Annotated in this window: 24 protein-coding genes; 6 read left to right on the top strand and 18 right to left on the bottom strand. The window is 37.7% G+C overall.

Going from position 1 to position 21,130, the window contains the following annotated elements:
• Window positions 1–43: 43 nt before the first annotated feature.
• From BLT95_RS11290 to BLT95_RS11235, 12 genes are all read right to left on the bottom strand, one after another.
• On the bottom strand, window positions 44–943 hold the full coding sequence (locus BLT95_RS11290; protein WP_089666288.1) for a DUF3078 domain-containing protein: 900 nt from the start codon (window positions 941–943) through the stop codon (window positions 44–46).
• Window positions 944–945: 2 nt separating this feature from the next.
• Window positions 946–1,458 carry a DUF2480 family protein gene (locus BLT95_RS11285; protein WP_089666287.1) on the bottom strand — a complete coding sequence of 171 codons (513 nt, stop codon included), beginning with the start codon at window positions 1,456–1,458 and terminating at the stop codon, window positions 946–948.
• A gap of 9 nt (window positions 1,459–1,467) precedes the next feature.
• Window positions 1,468–1,791, bottom strand: coding sequence for an iron-sulfur cluster assembly protein (locus tag BLT95_RS11280; RefSeq protein WP_026914726.1), 324 nt, complete (start codon window positions 1,789–1,791; stop codon window positions 1,468–1,470).
• A gap of 1 nt (window position 1,792) precedes the next feature.
• Window positions 1,793–2,215 carry a SufE family protein gene (locus BLT95_RS11275; RefSeq protein WP_089666286.1) on the bottom strand — a complete coding sequence of 141 codons (423 nt, stop codon included), beginning with the start codon at window positions 2,213–2,215 and terminating at the stop codon, window positions 1,793–1,795.
• Window positions 2,216–2,252: 37 nt separating this feature from the next.
• Window positions 2,253–2,684: a hypothetical protein gene (locus BLT95_RS11270; RefSeq protein WP_089666285.1), complete on the bottom strand. Its 432-nt coding sequence runs from the start codon at window positions 2,682–2,684 to the stop codon at window positions 2,253–2,255.
• 83 nt (window positions 2,685–2,767) lie between these two features.
• The gene (locus tag BLT95_RS11265) at window positions 2,768–3,742 is read right to left on the bottom strand and encodes a zinc metalloprotease (RefSeq protein ID WP_089666284.1); all 975 of its coding nucleotides are present in this window, start codon (window positions 3,740–3,742) and stop codon (window positions 2,768–2,770) included.
• A gap of 300 nt (window positions 3,743–4,042) precedes the next feature.
• The gene (locus BLT95_RS11260; RefSeq protein WP_089666283.1) at window positions 4,043–5,281 is read right to left on the bottom strand and encodes a cysteine desulfurase; all 1,239 of its coding nucleotides are present in this window, start codon (window positions 5,279–5,281) and stop codon (window positions 4,043–4,045) included.
• A 117-nt stretch (window positions 5,282–5,398) separates the two neighbouring features.
• On the bottom strand, window positions 5,399–6,712 hold the full coding sequence (gene sufD / locus BLT95_RS11255; RefSeq protein WP_089666282.1) for a Fe-S cluster assembly protein SufD: 1,314 nt from the start codon (window positions 6,710–6,712) through the stop codon (window positions 5,399–5,401).
• A 69-nt stretch (window positions 6,713–6,781) separates the two neighbouring features.
• A complete protein-coding gene (gene sufC, locus BLT95_RS11250) occupies window positions 6,782–7,531 on the bottom strand; it encodes a Fe-S cluster assembly ATPase SufC (RefSeq protein ID WP_089666281.1) in 750 nt (249 codons plus the stop codon).
• Window positions 7,532–7,583: 52 nt separating this feature from the next.
• Complete coding sequence (locus BLT95_RS11245; RefSeq protein WP_157718051.1) at window positions 7,584–7,967, bottom strand: hypothetical protein; 384 nt, start codon at window positions 7,965–7,967, stop codon at window positions 7,584–7,586.
• Window positions 7,968–7,986: 19 nt separating this feature from the next.
• On the bottom strand, window positions 7,987–9,432 hold the full coding sequence (sufB, locus tag BLT95_RS11240) for a Fe-S cluster assembly protein SufB (RefSeq protein ID WP_089666279.1): 1,446 nt from the start codon (window positions 9,430–9,432) through the stop codon (window positions 7,987–7,989).
• Between the two features lie 52 nt (window positions 9,433–9,484).
• On the bottom strand, window positions 9,485–9,814 hold the full coding sequence (locus tag BLT95_RS11235) for an iron-sulfur cluster assembly accessory protein (RefSeq protein WP_089666278.1): 330 nt from the start codon (window positions 9,812–9,814) through the stop codon (window positions 9,485–9,487).
• Between the two features lie 226 nt (window positions 9,815–10,040).
• On the opposite strand from BLT95_RS11235, the gene thiL reads away from it, so the two are divergent.
• Window positions 10,041–11,096 carry a thiamine-phosphate kinase gene (gene thiL / locus BLT95_RS11230; protein WP_089666277.1) on the top strand — a complete coding sequence of 352 codons (1,056 nt, stop codon included), beginning with the start codon at window positions 10,041–10,043 and terminating at the stop codon, window positions 11,094–11,096.
• Here the strand turns inward: thiL and BLT95_RS14555 are convergent.
• The 6 genes from BLT95_RS14555 to BLT95_RS11200 form a co-directional block, all read right to left on the bottom strand.
• Window positions 11,093–11,218: a hypothetical protein gene (locus BLT95_RS14555; RefSeq protein WP_262490116.1), complete on the bottom strand. Its 126-nt coding sequence runs from the start codon at window positions 11,216–11,218 to the stop codon at window positions 11,093–11,095. The two genes, thiL and BLT95_RS14555, sit on opposite strands and share 4 nt — an antisense overlap.
• 198 nt (window positions 11,219–11,416) lie before the next feature.
• On the bottom strand, window positions 11,417–12,196 hold the full coding sequence (locus BLT95_RS11220) for an alpha/beta fold hydrolase (protein ID WP_089666275.1): 780 nt from the start codon (window positions 12,194–12,196) through the stop codon (window positions 11,417–11,419).
• A gap of 84 nt (window positions 12,197–12,280) precedes the next feature.
• Window positions 12,281–13,573 (bottom strand): aminopeptidase P family protein, encoded by a 1,293-nt coding sequence (locus BLT95_RS11215; protein WP_089666273.1) that lies wholly within the window; start codon window positions 13,571–13,573, stop codon window positions 12,281–12,283.
• A gap of 132 nt (window positions 13,574–13,705) precedes the next feature.
• A complete protein-coding gene (locus BLT95_RS11210) occupies window positions 13,706–13,996 on the bottom strand; it encodes a chaperone modulator CbpM (protein WP_089666272.1) in 291 nt (96 codons plus the stop codon).
• Window positions 13,993–14,913: a J domain-containing protein gene (locus BLT95_RS11205; RefSeq protein ID WP_089666271.1), complete on the bottom strand. Its 921-nt coding sequence runs from the start codon at window positions 14,911–14,913 to the stop codon at window positions 13,993–13,995. The genes BLT95_RS11210 and BLT95_RS11205 overlap by 4 nt, the downstream gene beginning before the upstream one ends.
• Window positions 14,914–14,928: 15 nt before the next feature.
• A complete protein-coding gene (locus tag BLT95_RS11200) occupies window positions 14,929–15,438 on the bottom strand; it encodes a DinB family protein (RefSeq protein ID WP_089666269.1) in 510 nt (169 codons plus the stop codon).
• A gap of 266 nt (window positions 15,439–15,704) precedes the next feature.
• On the opposite strand from BLT95_RS11200, the gene BLT95_RS11195 reads away from it, so the two are divergent.
• The 5 genes from BLT95_RS11195 (at window position 15,705) to pdeM (ending at window position 21,124) form a co-directional block, all read left to right on the top strand.
• On the top strand, window positions 15,705–16,421 hold the full coding sequence (locus tag BLT95_RS11195) for a succinate dehydrogenase cytochrome b subunit (RefSeq protein ID WP_089666267.1): 717 nt from the start codon (window positions 15,705–15,707) through the stop codon (window positions 16,419–16,421).
• 3 nt (window positions 16,422–16,424) lie between these two features.
• A complete protein-coding gene (locus BLT95_RS11190; protein WP_089666265.1) occupies window positions 16,425–18,428 on the top strand; it encodes a fumarate reductase/succinate dehydrogenase flavoprotein subunit in 2,004 nt (667 codons plus the stop codon).
• A gap of 82 nt (window positions 18,429–18,510) precedes the next feature.
• Window positions 18,511–19,254: a succinate dehydrogenase/fumarate reductase iron-sulfur subunit gene (locus tag BLT95_RS11185; RefSeq protein WP_089666263.1), complete on the top strand. Its 744-nt coding sequence runs from the start codon at window positions 18,511–18,513 to the stop codon at window positions 19,252–19,254.
• Window positions 19,255–19,333: 79 nt separating this feature from the next.
• Window positions 19,334–20,488, top strand: a complete 1,155-nt coding sequence (locus tag BLT95_RS11180) for a methionine aminotransferase (RefSeq protein WP_089666261.1) — start codon at window positions 19,334–19,336, stop codon at window positions 20,486–20,488.
• The gene (gene pdeM / locus BLT95_RS11175) at window positions 20,489–21,124 is read left to right on the top strand and encodes a ligase-associated DNA damage response endonuclease PdeM (protein WP_089666259.1); all 636 of its coding nucleotides are present in this window, start codon (window positions 20,489–20,491) and stop codon (window positions 21,122–21,124) included.
• Window positions 21,125–21,130: the final 6 nt, after the last annotated feature.

The following is a 21,130-nucleotide window of genomic DNA, read 5'->3' as shown; positions in this document are numbered from 1 at the left end:
TTTAAAATACACAGGCCTCTTATTATTTTAAGGCTTGATTTAATTAAAATCCAAAATTGACTCCTAATCCAAAAACTTCTCTAATCTGGAACGCAGCAACAGCATTGTCATCATAAATCGCCTGGAATATTAAATTAGCCGATAGATAATCGTTAATACCCATCTCAAGATTTAGTAAATAATCTATATCTACATTTCCTGGTTTATCGAGATAATTTGAATATAATGAAAGTGAATGCTCCATATTCACATTTTCAAGTACTTCATAACTCAAAAATGCACTAAGGGCCGCACCTAATTCAAATCGCATAGATTTACCCTGATCTACTCCAAAATACTGACCATCTTCATAACCTTCAACGCTAGTAAAATCTTTATCTACAAAAATGAATCTTGCCGTGGCAGGTGCAAGGTTCAATACAAAATTGTCACCTTTTTTATACATGATACCCGGGCCTGATTGTAAATATGCAGGAGACATAAAATGAGTGGTTTCGGTACGAATAGTTTCTCCTGTTTCCGGATCCTCACCAAATTCATATCCTTTTGCAAACTGGGTTCTGAAATTCAGGAACCACGAATAATAAAAATCGGTTTCTTCAATTTGTTTACCTGCAATAGAGTTTAACTCCAGCCTGTCACTGGTCTTTCTTGCAAATTCATCTCCCTTTACCTTTGTTAGCCCGTAATTCGCAATAATTTTATTATCCCAGGTAAACTCATTCATTCTATAATTGAACTCATAGTCTACGGTTAGATTTCCGGCAACGCTGGAAGTTCCACCACCGGTCCACTCTTTATTAAATGCCGATTGATTAAAAAGCAGCTGGACATTTCCTTCTTTTTTCCAGCCATTTGGAATGGTATCGTTCTCTTCTTCTTGTGCGTAGGAAATCGTTATACTGAGCATTAATGAAAATGCAAAGAGCAAAGTTTTCTTCATTTCTATTTTTTTGATTTTTTATATAAAGGAACTGATGAGCATGCCTCACCGTACATGAGACTTTTTACAACAGGTTGTAATTTTTGTATTAGGAAAATATAGGCGTTTTTGGGTACTGGTTTATTTGAACATCCTTTCACAATCACAGCTTTATCCTTTAAATCTGCGACATCAATATTTTCTATAACCTCCTGATAAAGATGACTTTCCAGCATTTCAAGATCACCAACCACTACCTTTTTAGCATATGGCTCTAAATATGAACTTATAAGCATATAAGCCCAGGCGGGCACTATAGCATCTGTAGAACAATTTAAAGCTATGAATTGATCTTTATGCTTTGACCAATCATACTCCTTTGCCTGATTTCTAAACTCCTTTTCTCTCAATACAAAGCCCTCATACAACCACTGGCTAATATCAAAAACCAACCTTTGACCTTTTGGATAATGATCCTCAAGATTAAAGGTTATTAGTTTACTTTGAGCGACCCGATTTAATATCTCTTCCGCCATAATTCTGAATTATAAAAGTCCGAGTTCCAGCTTGGCACCTTCACTCATCAAATCCTGACTCCACGGTGGATCAAAAGTGATCTCCACTTCAGCATCTTTTACCATATCCAGAGATTTCACCTTTTCTTCCACTTCCAGGGGAAGCGTTTCAGCTACGGGACAATTTGGAGTGGTAAGCGTCATTAAGATCTTCACATCATAATCTGTACTTACCATCACATCATAAATAAGCCCAAGCTCATATATATCTACAGGGATCTCAGGATCATATATTGTTTTTAGAACAGTTACGATCTTCTCCCCTAATTCCTGTGTATTTATTTCCTGTTCCATCTTAATTTAATTGTGTTTGATATGCTATCGCATACATTTTTAATTGTTTGATCATACTTACCAGTCCGTTGGCTCTGGTTGGAGACAAATGCTCTTTTAAACCAATTTCATCAATAAATTCAGTATCGGCATCGATAATTTCTGAAGGATGTTGGTCTGAAAATACTCTAATAAGAATGGCTACAATTCCCTTTGTTATAATAGCATCACTATCTGCAGTAAAAGCCAGTTTATCACCTTCAAGTTCAGCATGAACCCATACCTTGCTCTGACAACCTTTTATGAGGTTCTCATCGATCTTATATTTCTCGTCAATAAGAGGTAATGACTTGCCCAGCTCTATCATATACTCATAGCGCTGCATCCAGTCATCAAACATTGAAAACTCATCAACTACTTCCTGTTGTTTTTCCTGAATCGTCATATTTCAATTTTATGCAAAAGTACAATAAGCAGCAGTGCTATTCAACATTTTCTGCCAATCTTAGAATAGCCTCAACTAATGGTTTCACATCTTCCGGTGGATTCCCATGATCAAAGGAATTAGTCTTATAAATAGTATCATTCTTACGCACACTCAAAATTGCATGTAAAGCAGCATCTGAAGCTCTTGAATCTGAAGGGGCTTTTAACTGACTCATCTTTGAAACATCTATAGTATTAGTAATTTCTATTAAAGCTGACCAGTCATCTGCAGCAATATTATTAGAATTTTCATCAGCATTTAAACCTGTACTTTTCACGGTAACCTTTTTCGGTGTAACAGTATACATGGTAGATGAGCCTCTTGTAAAAGTTTCATAGCTAAAAGATGCTATCAGGTCTCCTTCCTGATTAGAACAATCATTAGTAGAGAAAAACATAAGTATAATGGCTAAAAAGGAAATTTTCATATCTCTATTCTTTTTGTATTTATAGCATATTACAAAAAAAGGCACCACAAGGGTGCCTCTTTTAAATTTTATTAACTGAAAGATTAGTCAGCCATTGTCTCACGGAAACCTCCGTTAGCAAATACACTAAGCATTCTAGACTTTTGACCTTCAGTAAACATGTTCAAACATGGATCGTCAGAATAGTCCATGAAATTCATGGTCATATCTGCAGTTCCACAGTTTACAGTTGGATACGTAGGGCATCCTCTTGAAGCAGCATCAGAATCTGGAGTATCAGCTACAAAATCTGTAGCACCACATCCACCGTCACCCCAAATGTGACGTAAATTTAACCAGTGACCTACTTCGTGAGTTGCAGTTCTCCCGGTTGAATACTGAGTTGTTCCCGTAAACCTGTGGTCCATAACTACACCATCTGTAGCCCAGCTTCCTCCAGGAAATTGAGCATAACCGAGGATATTACCTCCACGGTATGGCATATTACTTACCACCCAGATGTTAAGGAATTCTTGTGGATTTACAACGTCAGACCCGTCACTGGAAGCAAATTTCATACTATCATCTGGTCTCCATTGACGTTTTTTGGTTTTAACACGAATAACGTCTTCCAGAACGAAACGAACACCTATGTTTGCTTCTACGCTCTGAAATTCTGCCGGAATAGAATTTCTTCCAGGGTTGTTCAGGCTAAAATCTTCGTTTAAGGCAGTAACCTGATCCTGAAGTTGAGAAAGTGGAATATTCTCACTTGCATCTTTATAAAGTACATGGAAAACGATTGGAATTTCAATTTTTCCATCAGCCGCAAGACGCTTTGTCCAACCGTTGCTAACAGCTTTTTGAGTATGCTCTTCTACAGCAGCCATTTTTGCAACAAGACCTGGATTCTCAGCGATCTTCTCGTCAAGAACTCCCATAGTTCCACATTGCTCTTTTGCAATTGCAAGGGTTTCCTGTGGTGCTGCCATAGATTCTTCAACACTTTCTTCTGAAGATTTCTGGCAGGATGTGAATACCAGGGTCAGGGCCGAAGCCAGTAAATAAATTCTTTTCATGTAGTAATAAGTTTTTGGTTAAAAAATTATTTCCCGTCGGTAGTTTTAAATTGTATTGGCCAAAAATGTGAAAAATACCGACTTGTTAATTGTTTGGTTCAAGTTTGATATTTTTGACACTATTTCATAGGTTTTTATGAAAAATACGAGCCGAATATAGCCAAAGTCTTAAGCAATCATTAACGGAAAGGAAAGATTCTGTTAACACAACAAGTTGTTTCGACGGTGAAACAAGGCTATTCGTCGAACGAGAAGAGATGTTAAAATTTAAAAAATCTTAGAATTTTTGGAAATAAGTTACTATTCCAGCATCGTTTTAGCTTTTTTTACCGCATCGATAAAAAGATCTATTTCATGAAATGTATTATAGAAAGAGAAAGATGCTCTTACAGTTCCAGGAATTTTAAAGAAGTCCATCACGGGTTGTGCGCAATGATGACCGGTACGAACTGCTATACCCATTTTATCCAGCAAAGTTCCTATATCGTAAGGGTGAAGGCCTTCAACATTAAATGAAATCACCGCTGTTTTCTCAGAAGCTTCCCCATAGATCTTCATTCCCTCTATTTCCTTTAGCTTCTTTGTTCCGTAGGCGAGTAATTCATGCTCATAGGCAGCGATCTCATCAAAACCTAGTGCATTCATATAATCTATAGCCGCCCCAAAAGCGATTCCACCGCAAATATTTGGCGTTCCAGCTTCAAATTTATGTGGAAGACCGGCGTAGGTAGTTTTCTCAAAAGAAACCGTGGCGATCATTTCACCACCACCCTGGTAGGGGGGAAGTTTTTCCAACCACTTCTCTTTTCCGTAAAGCACTCCTACTCCCGTTGGACCACACATTTTATGGGCAGAAACTACATAAAAGTCAACATCTAATTCCTGAACATCAGCTTTAATATGCGGTGCAGCCTGTGCTCCATCAATTAAAACCGCGGCACCCTTTTCGTGGGCTTTTTCAATAATACTTTTTATTGGATTTACGGTACCAAGCGCATTAGAAACATGATTTAAAAACACCAGTTTTGTATTGGCATTTATTAGGTTTTCAAATTCTGAATAAACAAGTTCTCCCTTAAGATCCATTGGAATCACCTTCAGTTTGGCTCCCGTCTTTTCACACAGCATTTGCCACGGAACGATATTAGAATGATGTTCCATTGCCGAAACCAGTATCTCATCTCCTTCCTTCAAAATTGAAGAAAATCCGTTAGCTACCAGGTTAATCCCGTGGGTAGTACCTGAAGTAAAAATGATCTCGTGAGCCTTTTCAGCATTAAAATGCTTCTGGATCTTAATCCTTGCTTCCTCATATTTATCGGTGGCTTCCTGAGATAAGGAGTGTACACCTCTATGAATATTGGCGTTGTAATTTGAATAATAATCAACGATCGCGTCCATAACCTGCTTAGGTGTTTGGGCAGTCGCTGCATTATCAAAATAAACCAAAGGATAGCCATTCACCTCACGGTTAAGAATTGGAAAATCCTTGCGGATCTTTTCAACCTCAAATGTCTTTGCCTGAGTTTGCTGACTCATCCTTTATAATTTTAAATAATTTCTTATTTATCTGGCGCTACTTTGTGTCTCGCCCATAGCCTTTGATATGCTCAGGCTGAAAAAAACACATTTATATTACCAGGATATTTTAACTGACTACAGGTTAAAACCTAATTCTACTTCCAGTTTAGAAGCGATCAGTTTATTGATTCTTTTCTTTACTTCCGGGATCTTTACACTCTCCAATACGTTGTTGGCGAAAGCATACATCATCAATCCACGAGCTTCCTTCCTAGGAATCCCACGAGATTGTAAATAAAATAAAGCATCTTCATCTAACTGACCAATGGTACAACCGTGACTACAGGCCACATCATCTGCAAAGATCTCTAATTGAGGTTTAGAGTTGATCGTCGCTTTATCATCTGCCAGAATATTATTGTTAGACTGGTACGCATTTGTCTTTTGAGCTTCTTTCTCTACCAGCACTTTTCCATTGAAAACACCGGTTGAACTATCACCAAAAATTCCTTTATAATCCTGGTGACTCTCACAATTTGGTTCTATATGATGAACTAGTGTATTATGATCTACGTGCTGCTTACCTTCAATGATCGTCACCCCTTTCATGGTAGAATCTATACGCTCGCCTTTCTGATAGAAATTCAGATTATTACGGGTAAGTTTTCCGCCAAATGAAAATGTATGGACTGAAACATTGCTTTCATCTTTTTGTTCTATAAAAGTATTGTCTATCAAAGAAGCAGAAGCTTTATCATTCTGGATCTTATAATAATCAACCATCGCGCGTCTATCGGCAAAGATCTCTGTTACAGAATTGGTAAGTACTGGATGATCTGTAAGACTTTGGTGCCTCTCAATAATTTGAACGTACGAATTCTCTTCTACAACTACTAAATTTCTTGGCTGAAGTAAAAGGGAAGACTCGTTTCCAGTTGCAAAATTAATGATCTGGATGGGCTTATCTGCCTGCTTGTTCTTATGAATATGAATAAATGCACCTTCTTTTGCAAATGCAGTATTCAATGAATTTAAACCAGATTTTGGCGCTACCTTACTAAAGTAGTTATCTATCACCGGCCTATATTTATCCTTAGTTAATGCAGATGACATCAAGCAAACATCGATCTTCTCATGAGTAGTTTGGGAAAGATGAGAAGAATAAATTCCATCAATAAAAACCAGGTCATAAGTATCTATATCATGAATCAAATATTTCTTGATATCACGATAATCTATCGCATCTTCTTTCTTAGGAAATACGCTATAATCATGTTTTAAAACAGCATTAAGCGAAGTATATTTCCAGTCCTCATCTTTTTTATTAGGAAAACCAAGGTTTTCGAAATCCTTGATCGCCTGATTTCTTATGGTATCCATTCCCCTATCAGGTTCCAGGCCTTCTTCAAAGGCTAAAAATGATGAGATAAGTTTATCTTTTAATTCCATTTTGTTCAATTTCAGGTTTAAAATTTAAAATTCAGAGTTTTCTTTTTCAGAAACATTGAATATTAAATCCTAAACTGTTTCCTTTTTTACCCAATCGTACCCTCTTTCTTCTAATTCGTGCGCAAGTTCCTTTCCTCCAGATTTTACGATTTTTCCGTCTACCATCACATGCACTACATCTGGGACAATATAATTCAACAATCTCTGATAGTGAGTAATAAGCAATACCGCGTTATCTTCTCTTCTCAATTTATTCACCCCATCAGCAACCACTTTTAAGGCATCGATATCCAGGCCTGAATCTGTTTCATCAAGAATAGATAATTTTGGGTCCAAAACCGCCATTTGGAAGATTTCATTACGCTTCTTCTCACCACCTGAAAATCCCTGATTAAGAGAACGTGATAAAAATTTACGGTCTATTTCCAGCATTTCAGATTTCTCACGAATCATTTTCAGCATTTCATTGGCTGGCATATCCTCTTTTCCATGAGCTTTTCTCTGGGCATTGATGGCCGTTTTAATAAAGTTGGTCACCGACACCCCCGGAATTTCCACCGGATATTGAAAAGAAAGGAAAATACCTTTGTGAGCTCTTTCTTCAGGATCCATTTCGCGAAGATCTGCTCCTTCAAAAATCATTTCTCCATCAGTCATTTCATATTCTTCCCTTCCTGCAATCACTGAAGATAACGTACTTTTTCCTGAACCGTTTGGCCCCATGATCGCATGGACCTCCCCCGGATTGATCTCAAGATTAATTCCCTTTAAGATCTCTTTATCTTCTATGCTGGCGTGTAAATTCTTTATTTTAAGCATGTCTATCAATTCTGAATCTGCCTAAGCAGATGGATTTAATTTTTTCTATTTATTAATTTATAGTGTCTAACACTTTTGCTCCTTCAGGAACTTTAATAATCTCTAAAATTTCAATTACCTCTTCCCAGCCTTCCTGCGCTGGATTAGGCTTTATTTTCGCTTTTACCGTCACAGGGATCATTTGAAAATCGTCCGATTTTAAAGGAGCTATTTTATCTGAAAGAAGCTGGGACAATGAATCCAGGGTAACTCCATAAACAAAGTTCTCACCTCTCATTACCGCAGCATCTGCGCCATATACAAATTCCCCTTTTAGAACCTGAATACTGTCTGGCACTTTTTCAACTTCCGGTTGATCCATAAGTTCCCTACGTTCTTCATCCTGACAGGAAAAAAGAAGAGAACTCAATATCAATAATCCAAATAACTTCTTCATAGCAATTATAGCGCTGGTATTATCCAACTGAACCTTCAAGTGAAATTTCGAGTAGTTTTTGCGCTTCTACTGCAAATTCCATTGGTAACTTGTTTAAGACTTCTTTACTAAAACCATTCACGATCAATGCGATCGCTTTCTCAGTATCTATACCTCTTTGGTTACAGTAAAAAATCTGATCTTCCCCAATTTTACTGGTGGTAGCTTCGTGCTCTACCTGGGCAGATTTATTTTTAACCTCGATATAAGGAAAAGTATGCGCTCCGCATTTATTACCCATTAAAAGGGAATCACACTGCGAGAAATTCCTTGCATTATGAGCTCTTCCATTGATTTGGACAAGTCCACGATACGAATTCTGAGACTGTCCTGCCGATATACCTTTTGAAATGATCGTACTCTTAGTATTCTTCCCAAGATGGATCATCTTAGTTCCGGTATCGGCTTGCTGCCAGTTATTAGTTACAGCAATAGAATAAAATTCTCCAACCGAATTATCTCCTTTCAAAATACAACTAGGATATTTCCAGGTAACAGCAGATCCTGTTTCCACCTGAGTCCAAGAGATCTTCGCGTTATTCTCACAAAGCCCTCTTTTAGTAACAAAATTGAAAACTCCTCCTTTTCCTTCCTTATTTCCAGGAAACCAGTTTTGAACTGTACTGTATTTAATTTCAGAACCATCCAGTGCTACAAGCTCTACAACAGCCGCATGCAATTGATTTTCATCACGGGAAGGAGCAGTACAACCTTCCAGGTAACTTACATAACTATCTTCATCTGCTACTACAAGTGTTCTCTCAAACTGCCCGGTTCCTGCCTGGTTGATTCTAAAGTAGGTTGAAAGTTCCATAGGACAACGAACACCCTTTGGAATATAACAGAAAGAACCATCACTAAATACTGCAGAATTCAAAGCAGCATAAAAATTGTCTTTTTTAGGCACCACGGTACCCAAATATTTCTTCACCAATTCCGGATGTTCCTTGATCGCTTCAGAAATGGAACAGAAAATAATTCCTTTCTCAGCAAGGGTCTTTTTAAAAGTGGTAGTCACAGAAACAGAGTCCATCACTACATCTACCGCAACACCTGCAAGTTTCTTCTGCTCATCCAAGGAAATACCAAGTTTTTTAAAGGTATCCAGCAATTCAGGATCTACCTCATCTAAACTTTCGTATTTAGGTTTTTTATTTGGTGCTGAATAATAAGAGATATTTTGAAAATCCGGTTTTGGGTATTTTACATTCGCCCATTCCGGTTCGATCATATCTTCCCAGGCGCGATAAGCTTCCAGGCGCCATTCAGTCATCCATTCTGGTTCTTCTTTCTTCTTAGAAATCGCTCGCACGATGTCTTCGTTCAAGCCCACAGGAAAAGTATCAGATTCTATATCTGTATAAAATCCATACTCATACTCTTTTGTTTCGAGCTCTTTCTTTAAATCGTCTTCAGTATATGCCATTATTGCTAATTCTAATTTAGATTGACGTCAACCTCGGTTAACGTTAAAAGTTTTATAGTGAAAAACTCTCACCACACCCACAGGTTCGCTGCGCATTTGGGTTATTAAAAACAAAACCCTTTCCATTTAAACCACCTGAATACTCCAGAATGGTTCCTGCCAAATACAGAACACTGCGTTTATCAACAACAATTTTCACATCATTGTCTTCAAAAATTTTATCGCCATCCACCTGACTCTTATCAAAATTCAATTCATAAGACAAGCCAGAGCAGCCACCACTCTTCACACCAACACGAACATAATCGGCTTCGGGATTGAAACCGCCTTCGGTCATCAGAGCAGAAATTTTTGTTTTTGCTTCTTCGCTAACTTTAATCATAACCTATAAAGATTAATTCTAAATTGGGCACAAATATACTACAAAGCATGTGTTTTACCATAGACTAAGCATATGTTTTAAGAATTGAATTATAGAGCCCATCAATCAAAATATCAAATTCTTAAAATACTTATTCTTAAACACTTTTTGCTCATTTTAAAGCTTTTGCTTCATTCTTCCTCAATGAATTTTATAATCGTACTTTTGCACTTTAAAATTCAATTGCATGTTTGATAATAGTCAGGAAAGCAAAACAAACCTTTCAGAATTAGGTGAATTTGGTTTAATAGATCATCTTACCGGGAACTTCAGTCCTAAGCTAGAATCAACAATTAAGGCTATTGGTGATGATGCCGCAGTACTTAATTTTGAGAATAAACAAACCATTGTTAGTACAGACCTTCTGGTGGAAGGAGTCCATTTTGACCTGGCTTACATGCCTTTAAAACATCTTGGATATAAAGCGGTAATGGTAAACCTCTCAGACATTTATGCAATGAATGCCACGGCTACCCACATCACTGTTTCTATCGCTGTTTCAAACCGTTTTCCAGTAGAAGCACTGGAAGAATTATATGCAGGAATTCAATTAGCATCAAAAATATATAATGTAGATGTCGTTGGTGGAGACACCACTTCCTCCACTTCCGGATTACTGATAAGTGTCACGGCACTTGGGGTTGCAGAAAAAGAGGATATTGTTTACCGTGATGGCGCAAAAACAAACGATCTTCTGGTAGTAACCGGGGATCTTGGAGCTGCATATATGGGATTACAAATTCTGGAACGTGAAAAAGAGGTTTTTAAAGCCAATCCAAATTCTCAACCAGATCTGGATCAATACACTTATTTAATTGAAAGACAATTGAAACCGGAAGCGAGAAAAGATATCGCCCCACTACTTAAAGATCTTGAGGTAAAACCAACTTCCATGATAGATGTTAGTGACGGACTTTCATCTGAAGTGATTCATCTTTGTAAGAATTCTAAATTGGGTGCTAATCTTTTTGAGGAAAAAATCCCGTTAGATCCAGCGGTGATATCTGTTTGTGAAGAATTTGAAATAGACAGCACTATGATCGCATTAAGCGGTGGAGAAGATTACGAGTTGCTTTTTACGATTTCTCAGGATGATTATGTTAAAATTAAAGGAAACCCGCATTTGACAGTTATAGGCCATATGACCGAGCAAAATGAAGGAATGCACCTAGTCACCCGAGCTAACCAGAAACTGCCATTAATAGCCAGAGGCTGGAATTCGATGGGAAGCAAAGAAGATTAAGAAGCCTTTGCAATAAATACCCGTCTGCGTTTTTTATGAATTTTTGCCAGATACGCATTAGTCTCCTTAAATTTGGGGGTTAGTCTTGCCAAAAGCCCATCTGCAGTGTCAGTCATCTCCATACCACAATTTTTACATTGGTACTCATGTACATGATTCGTAATGTTTTTAGACACTCTTAATTTGTGTCCGAAAATACTGCAACAAACCTTTGCAAATGAAAATGAAGTAGGGTTTGCTTTTTTCATATAAGGTTAATTTTCTGGTTTCTAGATTACTAAAGTATAAAAAAAAGTTAATGGTTCGACAAAATGCACAAATTAATCGATTAAGTGTATTATTGTTCTTAAATTGTTGATATCTTCAACCGGGGAATTATGACCGTTTTCCATGCTATAAAATTCACAATTACATTCTCCGGATATATTTTTTAAATCATTCATATCTAAAATTGAATCCTCTTTTGCGGCTGCGATGATCTTTTGTCCAGGAAAGCCTTTAAGTTCATGTAAATAATTTGTACGAATTTTCATTCCTTTTAACGAAGCCTGTATATTTTCAATCTCCATTTTCATTGCCCGGGACTTCAAATCTTCAATTTCTGAAGCAAATTTTAATCTACTTTTTTCAGAATAGAGATTCGAAATAGCCATACTTATATAAGCTTCTTTATTCTTACCTACTAATTGCACAAATCTTTCACGTATTTTTCGCTTTTCCACACTATCCTCAATAGGCGTTGAATTTATCAACACAATGCTTCTTAGTATCATAGGAAATTTTTTGAGGAATTCCAAACTCACATAACCACCCATGCTGTGTCCCGCTACGCTAATCTCTTCTATTTCAAGATGTTTCAAAACCTCCCGAACCACATCGGCCATCAGTGATATTGAATGTACCTCAGCGATTCCTTCAGATTTTCCATGACCTGGTAGATCTATGCAAATAATCTGCCGTTCCATTTGTAGCTCCTTAACAATTGGGGCCCATATTTTAGAATCTTCCAGAAATCCGTGTAAAAGCACTAAAGGAACTTTAGCTCCCTGCCCCCGACTTGTATAATGGATTTTTGCGCCTTTAAACTTTAATTCACTCATATCTTAAATTAAAAAACCGCAAATTCAAGAATGGATATTCAGGAATTTGCGGCAATTATTAACTTTTAAATTATCCTTAAGGATCTAAGAATTCATTATTTCCTCGATCTCCTCTACTTCAATAGGTATATTTCGCATTAAGTTAAAAGGCTCTCCTTTTGCCTGGATCACCACATCGTCTTCAAGCCTAATCCCGAAACCTTCATCTGGAAGATAAATTCCCGGCTCTACAGTAAATACCTGATTCGCCTGCATAGGTTCGGTTAGAATTCCATAATCATGAGTATCTAAACCAATATGATGAGAGGTGCCATGCATAAAATACTTTTTATAGGCAGGCCAGTCCGGGTCTTCATTTTGAACGTCAGCCTTATCAAGCAATCCAAGATCAAGCAATTCAGAAGTCATCATTTTTCCAACTTCTACATGATATTCTTTCCACATAGTTCCTGGAACCAGCATTTTCGTAGCGTTCTTTTTTACTTTATTTACCGCGTTGTAAACCTGCTTTTGCCTGTCTGTATACCTTCCTGACACTGGAATTGTTCTACTAAGGTCACTGGAATAATTCGCATATTCTGCTCCTGTATCCAGAAGAATAAGGTCTCCTTCCTTACACTGATGCCTGTTCTCTATATAATGTAGAACATTGGCGTTATTTCCACTTGCGATAATTGGTGTATAAGCAAAGCCTTTAGAGCGGTTTCTTATCATTTCGTGATAATATTCCGCTTCTATCTCATATTCCCACACTCCGGGTTTTACAAACTTTAATGTCCTGCGGAAAGCTTTTTCAGTAATATCACAAGCTTTCTGCATTAAATCCAGCTCAATAGGATCTTTTACGGAACGTAACCTCTGTAAAATTGGATTAGCCTTCGCCACCTGGTGCGCCGGGTACTTTTCCTTGCACCATTTTATAAAACGCTCATCTCTTGTTTCCGTTTCATGGTTCGCCCTGTAATGTTCATTTGTATTCAAATAAACAGTTTCACATTGCGTCATCACTTCAAAAAAGATCTTTTCAAAATCTTTCATCCAGTACACGGTTTTGACACCACTTACTTCAAAAGCATCATCTTTAGTAAGCTTCGCCCCTTCCCAAACTGCAATATGTTCATTGGTTTCAGTAAGAAAAAGAATTTCGCGGTGCTTTTCTTCAGGAGCATCCGGGAATAACACCAGAATACTTTCATCCTGATCTACACCACTTAGATAAAAAATATCACGGTTTTGCTGAAAAGGCATGGTACTATCGGCACCAATAGGATAAACGTCATTAGAATTAAAAACCGCCAGACTTTTTGGCTTCATCTTCTCCATGAAGTTTTTTCGGTTCTTTATAAAGAGTCTCCTATCTATTCTATCATATTTCATAAATAAATCGTTTCAATTTTTTCAAAATTAAAAGGAATTAAATGCAAAAGCTATAAAAGAGATTTAAAATTTTGTTTGAGCCTGTTTATAAGGAGATGTAAAATAGTCAGCAAGTATTTTATGGGTCCCATTTTATTCGTAAAGTCCCAATCTGTTTTTCAATTGAAGATTATCCTTTTGAAGTTTCTGTATTTGCTTTAGTAAATGATCAATAGCTTCAAGTCCCTCCAAATTGATATTTAATTCATTGTGCAGGCGCATCATTTTTTCAAAATTGGCCAGATGGTCACAGTGAACATACTCAGTCTCCTCTATTGTGATTACCTCTATGATCCCGCTATCGTACAGTGAGCTTACAAACTGACGCTCCACTTTATAGCGAACACAAATCTCTTCTGCAGGAATTAAGTCTTCTTTGTTCATATTCCCGTTTTTTTAAGTTCCTGAAATAATTCTTTCTGCCTATCGGTTAAACGCTCCGGGACTTTCACTTTATAGGTAATATAAAGATCTCCGAATTGGCCTTCTTTTTTATACTTCGGAAATCCTTTTCCTTTTAATTTAATCCTGCTATCATTTTGTGTTCCCGGCTTCACCTTCAGTTTGACCTTTCCGTTAAACGTATTTATAGCGATCTCCCCGCCCAGAACTGCAGTACTCAGATCAATTTCTTCAGTTGAGTATAAGTGTTCTTTTTCTCTGCGAAAGGAAGTATCATTCAGGATATTGAAGCTAAGAAAGAGATCGCCCCTTGGCCCACCCTGAACTCCGGGACCACCATGACCTTTAATTTTTATGGTTTGCCCATTCTCAACGCCCGCTGGTATGGAAAGCCGAATGTTTTTACCATTTACGGTAAGCGTATGTTTTTCACTTTTATAGATCTGACTAAGTCTTAACTGAAGCTCCGCATTAAAATCCTGACCTTTAAAATGTGCTCCGCGATGGGCTCCCTCTGCTCTTGCCCTACCTCCAAACATCTGTTCAAAAAAATCTGAAAAAGTATCATCATCAAAATTGCCTGAATACGAACGTGACTGACTACCTTCTCCAAAACCTCCGGAAAATCCTCCTGAAGCTGCCTGTTGTTTTCTTGCAGCTTCAAATTGATCTGCATGTTGCCAGTCTTTTCCGTATTCATCGTATTTCTTTCGTTTCTCGGGATCGCTCAACACCTCATGAGCCTCATTGATCTGCTGAAACCTTGCCTGAGCCTCTTTATCATTAGGATTGAGATCTGGATGATATTTACGAGCCAGTTTTCTATACGCTTTTTTAATATCTGCCTGGGAAGCCGATTTATTGATTTCTAAAAGTTTGTAGTAGTCTATAAAATCCATTTAAAAAACCTGCTTTTAAATTCTAAAAACACCTGAATCTATTTCTTTCTTTTTGAGCTGACTTTCGATCAAGCCAATTTGTCCAATATGATAAATATCGTGTTGAATGATCCCGTTTAATAAATGCTCAAAATTGTAATCTTTACCCTGAACTTTTTTATCCAGAAAAGAATCATCCTCTTTTTCATCTAAAAGTTCATAGATCTTACTCTGTGCTGCAACCAGTTTACGCTTTAGTTCCTCCCATTCTTTTGCAGAGTGCACTTCAATATGAGCCCAATCATCTTCAGAATCTATTTCAATGCTAAAATTTGCATTAGACTTCAACTTTTCTACGGCATAAATTTTCCAGGCAATGAGGTGCCCAACAATTTGAGCCACACTATGGGATTCTGGATTACAGGTTTTATACCCTATAACATAAGGCACGTTTTCAAGTTTTCTCATTACCGACTCGCCGTACCAGGGTAGTCCTTCAAAAATCTCTGAAAGTGATCTGACGATTTTTTTTGTTCTATTTTTCATTGTAGGGATAAATGAAATAGGAAATTACGAAAATTGCCTTTTTAGTGCAGTTAAGCTTTTGCCAAAACAATGATTATCATTCGGCATGATCACTTTAAGATTTGTTTAAAAGCCTAATCTGCAAGCCACTCTCATTCAAAGCTTCAACAAATAACAGGCTACTTTAAATTAGTTCTAAATAGTGAGTAAAAAGAACTCCAAAGTTTGTTAAAAATTAGAAGGAAGCTTATTTTTGCTCCACTTTATCTAAATAATTCAAAACATTTATGGCGAAATCTGCGCTTTTAAAGTCATCACTGGCGAAGAAATACTGGATGGCTTTCACAGGTCTTTTTTTATGCCTGTTTTTAGTAGGTCACCTTCTTGGAAATTTACAATTATTGTTACCGGTAAGCGAAGCGGCGAAAGACCAGTTTAATGAATATGCATTATTCATGACCACGAATCCTGCTGTTAAGGTATTATCCTATCTCACTTATCTAAGTATTATTTTTCACGCCATTGACGGGGTGATGCTAACAATCCATAACCGTAAAGCAAGACCTCAAGGATATGTAAGTTTTAAACCTTCTACTAACACCATGTGGTCTTCCAGAAATATGGGGATTCTTGGTACGATCATTTTAGCTTTTATTGTAATTCATATGACCATGTTCTGGGGAGAAATGAAATTTGGAGGTCTGGATGATACTGTTTATACTACAGAAAATGGAGCAAAGGTGAAAGACCTTTATACTCTTACCATTAAGACATTTCAGGATGCACAATACGGACTCATTTGGGCGATAGCTTATGGTTTAGCCATGCTTGCTATAGGTTTTCACCTGTCGCATGGTTTTGCCAGCGGATTTCAGTCACTCGGTGTTAATCATCCTAAGTACAATGGCTTTATCAGGAAATTTGGATATGCCTTTGCAGTTTTAGTTCCTCTGGCATTTGCTGTAATTCCATTTTATATTCACTTTGTACTAGAAAAAATTTAAGCTATGGGAATATTTGAATCTAATGCACCTAAAGGCCCATTGGCAGAAAAGTGGACCAATCATAAAAATTCTATAGACCTGGTTAATCCGGCCAACAAACGTAATATTGATGTTATCGTTGTTGGAACTGGACTTGCGGGAGGTAGTGCTGCGGCAACTCTTGCTGAGCTGGGTTATAACGTAAAAACATTTTGCTACCAGGATTCTCCTAGAAGAGCGCACTCTATTGCTGCTCAGGGAGGTATCAATGCAGCAAAGAACTACCAGGGAGATGGTGACTCTGTTTACCGTCTTTTCTATGACACTGTAAAAGGTGGTGATTATCGTTCCAGGGAATCCAACGTATATAGACTTGCACAGGTTTCCGGAAATATTATTGACCAATGTGTGGCTCAGGGAGTTCCATTTGCCCGAGAATACGGCGGACTTTTAGATAACCGTTCTTTTGGCGGAGTACTTGTTTCAAGAACTTTCTACGCCAAGGGACAAACGGGGCAACAGTTATTGCTTGGAGCCTATTCAGCAATGAACCGCCAGATAAACCGTGGAAAGATCAAATCTTACAACAGGCATGAAATGCTTGATATTGTAAAAGTTGACGGAAAAGCCCGTGGTATTATTGCTAGAAACCTGGTAACAGGAGAACTGGAAAGACACTCAGCACATGCTGTGGTTGTAGCTTCAGGAGGATATGGGAACGTATTTTTCCTATCTACCAATGCTATGGGAAGTAATGTAACTGCCAGCTGGAAAATACATAAAAAGGGAGCTTATTTTGCTAACCCATGTTTTACTCAAATTCACCCAACCTGTATTCCGGTTTCAGGAGATCATCAGTCTAAATTAACGCTGATGTCTGAATCACTTCGGAATGATGGTAGAATCTGGGTTCCGAAGAAGAAAGAAGATGCCGAGGCAATTAAAGCAGGCAAGAAAAAACCAACAGAGCTTTCCGAAGAAGAAAGAGATTACTACCTGGAAAGAAGATACCCGGCTTTTGGAAACCTTGTACCTCGTGATGTTGCTTCCAGAGCAGCCAAAGAACGTTGTGACGCAGGTTTTGGAGTAAATAAGACCGGAGAAGCAGTCTATCTTGATTTTAGTTCAGCCATTATGCGTTATGGTAAAGAAGCTGCAACTACTCAGAAAATAGATAATCCTTCTGATGCTGAAATAAAGAAATTAGGGAAAGAGGTTGTAGAAGCCAAATATGGTAACCTTTTCCAGATGTACGAGAAAATCGTAGATCAAAACCCATACGAAACTCCTATGATGATCTATCCTGCGGTACATTATACCATGGGTGGTGTTTGGGTTGATTATAACCTTCAAACCACCATTCCGGGATGTTACGCGATTGGAGAAGCAAACTTCTCAGATCACGGAGCTAACAGGCTTGGTGCTTCTGCCTTGATGCAGGGACTTGCTGACGGATATTTCGTATTACCATATACTATAGGAAACTATTTATCTGATGATATTAGAACCGGTGCGATCCCTACAGATTCTGCCGAATTTGATGCTGCAGAAACTGAAGTGCGTGAAAGACTGGAAAAACTGGTAAATACCAAAGGATCTAAATCTGTAGATCACTTCCATAAGATTCTTGGTAAGATCATGTGGGACAAGGTTGGTATGGCTAGAAACGCTAAAGGCCTAAAAGAAGCTATTACCGAAATCAAAGAACTTCGGGAAGAATTCTGGAGAGATGTTCGCGTTCCTGGTAATACGATGGAAATGAATGCTGAGCTTGAAAAAGCTGGTCGTGTGGCAGATTTCCTTGAGCTTGGAGAATTATTCGCCAAAGATGCATTACATAGAGAAGAATCTTGTGGTGGTCACTTTAGAGAAGAATACCAGACAGAAGAAGGGGAAGCGATGCGTGATGACGAGAACTTTATGTATGTAGCTGCCTGGGAATACACTGGCAATCCTGCAGATGCTATTCTTCATAAAGAAGATTTAGATTATGAAAATATTCAGGTAAAAACAAGGAGTTATAAATAGAATTGAGATTTGAGATTTGAGAATTGAGACAACTGTCCCGATAATTCTAAAATCTCATTTCTAAATACTCAATACTTAAAGTATGAACCTTACATTAAAAATATGGCGTCAGAAGAACGCCGATACAAAAGGAAAAATGCAAACCTACCAGGTTTCTGATATTTCCACAGATATGTCTTTTCTTGAAATGATGGATGTTCTTAATGAGCAGCTCATCGCCAAGGGAGACGAACCTGTAGCTTTTGATCATGATTGTCGTGAAGGAATCTGCGGATCGTGTAATTTACAGATCAACGGAGAGCCTCATGGACCAGATCGCGGAATTACGACCTGCCAGTTACATATGAGAAAATTTAATGACGGTGATACTATCGTTATTGAGCCTTTTAGAGCTAAAGCTTTTCCTGTAATAAAAGATCTGGTAGTAGACCGCAGTTCTTTTGACAGGATTCAGCAGGCCGGTGGGTATATTTCTGTGAATACTTCAGGAAATACCCAGGATGCAAACTCTATCCCGGTAGATAAGGAAAGTGCAGATATGTCTTTTTATGCAGCTACCTGTATTGGTTGCGGAGCTTGTGTTGCGGCCTGTAAAAATGCCAGCGCCATGTTATTTACCTCAGCCAAAGTGAGCCAGTTTGCACTTCTTCCGCAAGGAGAAGTTGAAGCAGATCGTAGAGTATTACAAATGGTAGAGCAGATGGATAAAGAAGGTTTTGGTAATTGTACCAACACCGGAGCTTGCGAAATTGAATGTCCTAAAGGAATCTCTTTAGAGAACATCGCAAGAATGAACAGAGAATATTTGAAAGCCAGCGTAAAGTAAACCGCTTTTAAAATAAATATAGATCAACCCGGACTTTGTAGTCCGGGTTTTTTTATGCATTTTAATTAAAAAATGAACTATGGCTGGAATCACTGAATACGAATCAAAACTGCCCGGTACCAAAACCAGTATTTTTTCAGTAATGAGTAAGATGGCTAATGATCATAATGCCATAAATCTGTCCCAGGGATTTCCAAATTTTAAAACCGATCAAAAACTGAAAGACCTGGTTTCCGAGGCTATGAAAGATGGATATAATCAATATCCTCCAGATTCTGGTGTACAGGTTTTAAGAGAGCAAATCGTTAAAAAGATTAAATCTCTTTATGAAAAAGAATATAATGCTGATTCTGAAATTACAGTTACCTCAGGAGCTACTGAAGCTTTGTACTGCGCCATTACAGCTTTTGTGCAGAAAGGAGATGAAGTGATCGTACTCAAACCCGCATATGACACTTATGAGCCAACCATTAAACTAAACGGTGGCAAACCGGTTCAAATTCAATTAAAAGACGATAATTATCGTGTTGACTGGGACGAAGTAAAGGATGCGATTACTTCCAGAACTAAAATGATGATCATCAACACTCCGCATAATCCTACCGGCACAATCCTTTCTGAAGATGATATGCTGAAACTGCAAAGCATTCTTTCAGCAACCAATATCATCCTCTTGAGTGATGAAGTCTATGAGCATCTTATTTTTGACAAATTAAAGCACCAAAGTGCTTCAAAGTTTCCTGAATTAGCTGAAAGATCTATAGTATGTGCATCCTTCGGTAAAACTTTTCATAATACAGGCTGGAAAACAGGATACTGTGTTGCACCGGAAAAACTGATGAAAGAAATTCGAAAAATCCATGAGCTCACTGTTTTTTCTGTCAACCATCCTATGCAACGAGCATATGCAGAATATCTAACGAATCCGGAGAACTACTTAGAACTTTCTAAATTTTATCAGACTAAAAGAGATCTTTTTCTGAATTTGATAAAAGATTCTAATTTCACATATAGCCCATCTAGTGGGACTTACTATCAACTGTTAAATTTTTCCGGGATAACCGATGAAAATGATGTAAATTTCGCTGAGAGATTAGTGAAACAACATGGATTAGCCTCAATTCCAGTATCTGTTTTTAATATTAACAAGAAAGACAAAAGTCAGCTGCGATTTTGTTTTGCGAAAACCGATGAAACTCTGGAAAAGGCGGCAGAAATACTTTGCAAATTATAGATGAATTTTAACATCAGAATTCGAAATCAGGATTTCGTTTTGCATCCTTTTGGCGCAATCTACTGGCCGGAACAGGAAGCGCTACTCATTGCTGATGTTCATCTGGGCAAGGTTTCCCATTTCAGAAAACACGGGAGTGCAGTTCCCATGCAGGCTATCGCACAGAACTTTCACAAACTTGATGAACTTAGAAAAGAATTTGACCCTGAACATATCGTATTTCTTGGTGATCTCTTTCATAGCTCATTGAATATAGAGTGGAATATGTTTGAAGAATGGATTTCAGGCATAGATAACCAGGTACATTTGATTGCCGGCAACCACGATATTATTTCACCTATTAAATATCAGGATATTGGTATCAAGATTTTTTCAGATATAAAGATCGAAGGCTTTTATTTAACCCATCATCCTCAAATTCTCGAAAATCATTTCAACATCTGTGGACATATTCACCCAGGTTTTAAGATGAGAGGTAACGGAAAACAAATATTAAGATTATCTTGTTTCTTTAAAAGTCAAGATCAGATGATATTGCCAGCCTTTGGCGAATTCACAGGAAATTATTTTATGCAACCTGAAGAAGGGGATCGTATTTTTGCAATCACCGGAAAAGAAGTAATTCCCGCTAACTAAAATCAC

The sequence above is a fragment of the Gramella sp. MAR_2010_147 genome, assembly GCF_900105135.1.
GTDB lineage: Bacteria > Bacteroidota > Bacteroidia > Flavobacteriales > Flavobacteriaceae > Christiangramia.
The sequence above is the reverse complement of the archived record's forward strand: the minus strand, read 5'-3'. Positions and strand labels throughout refer to the sequence as shown.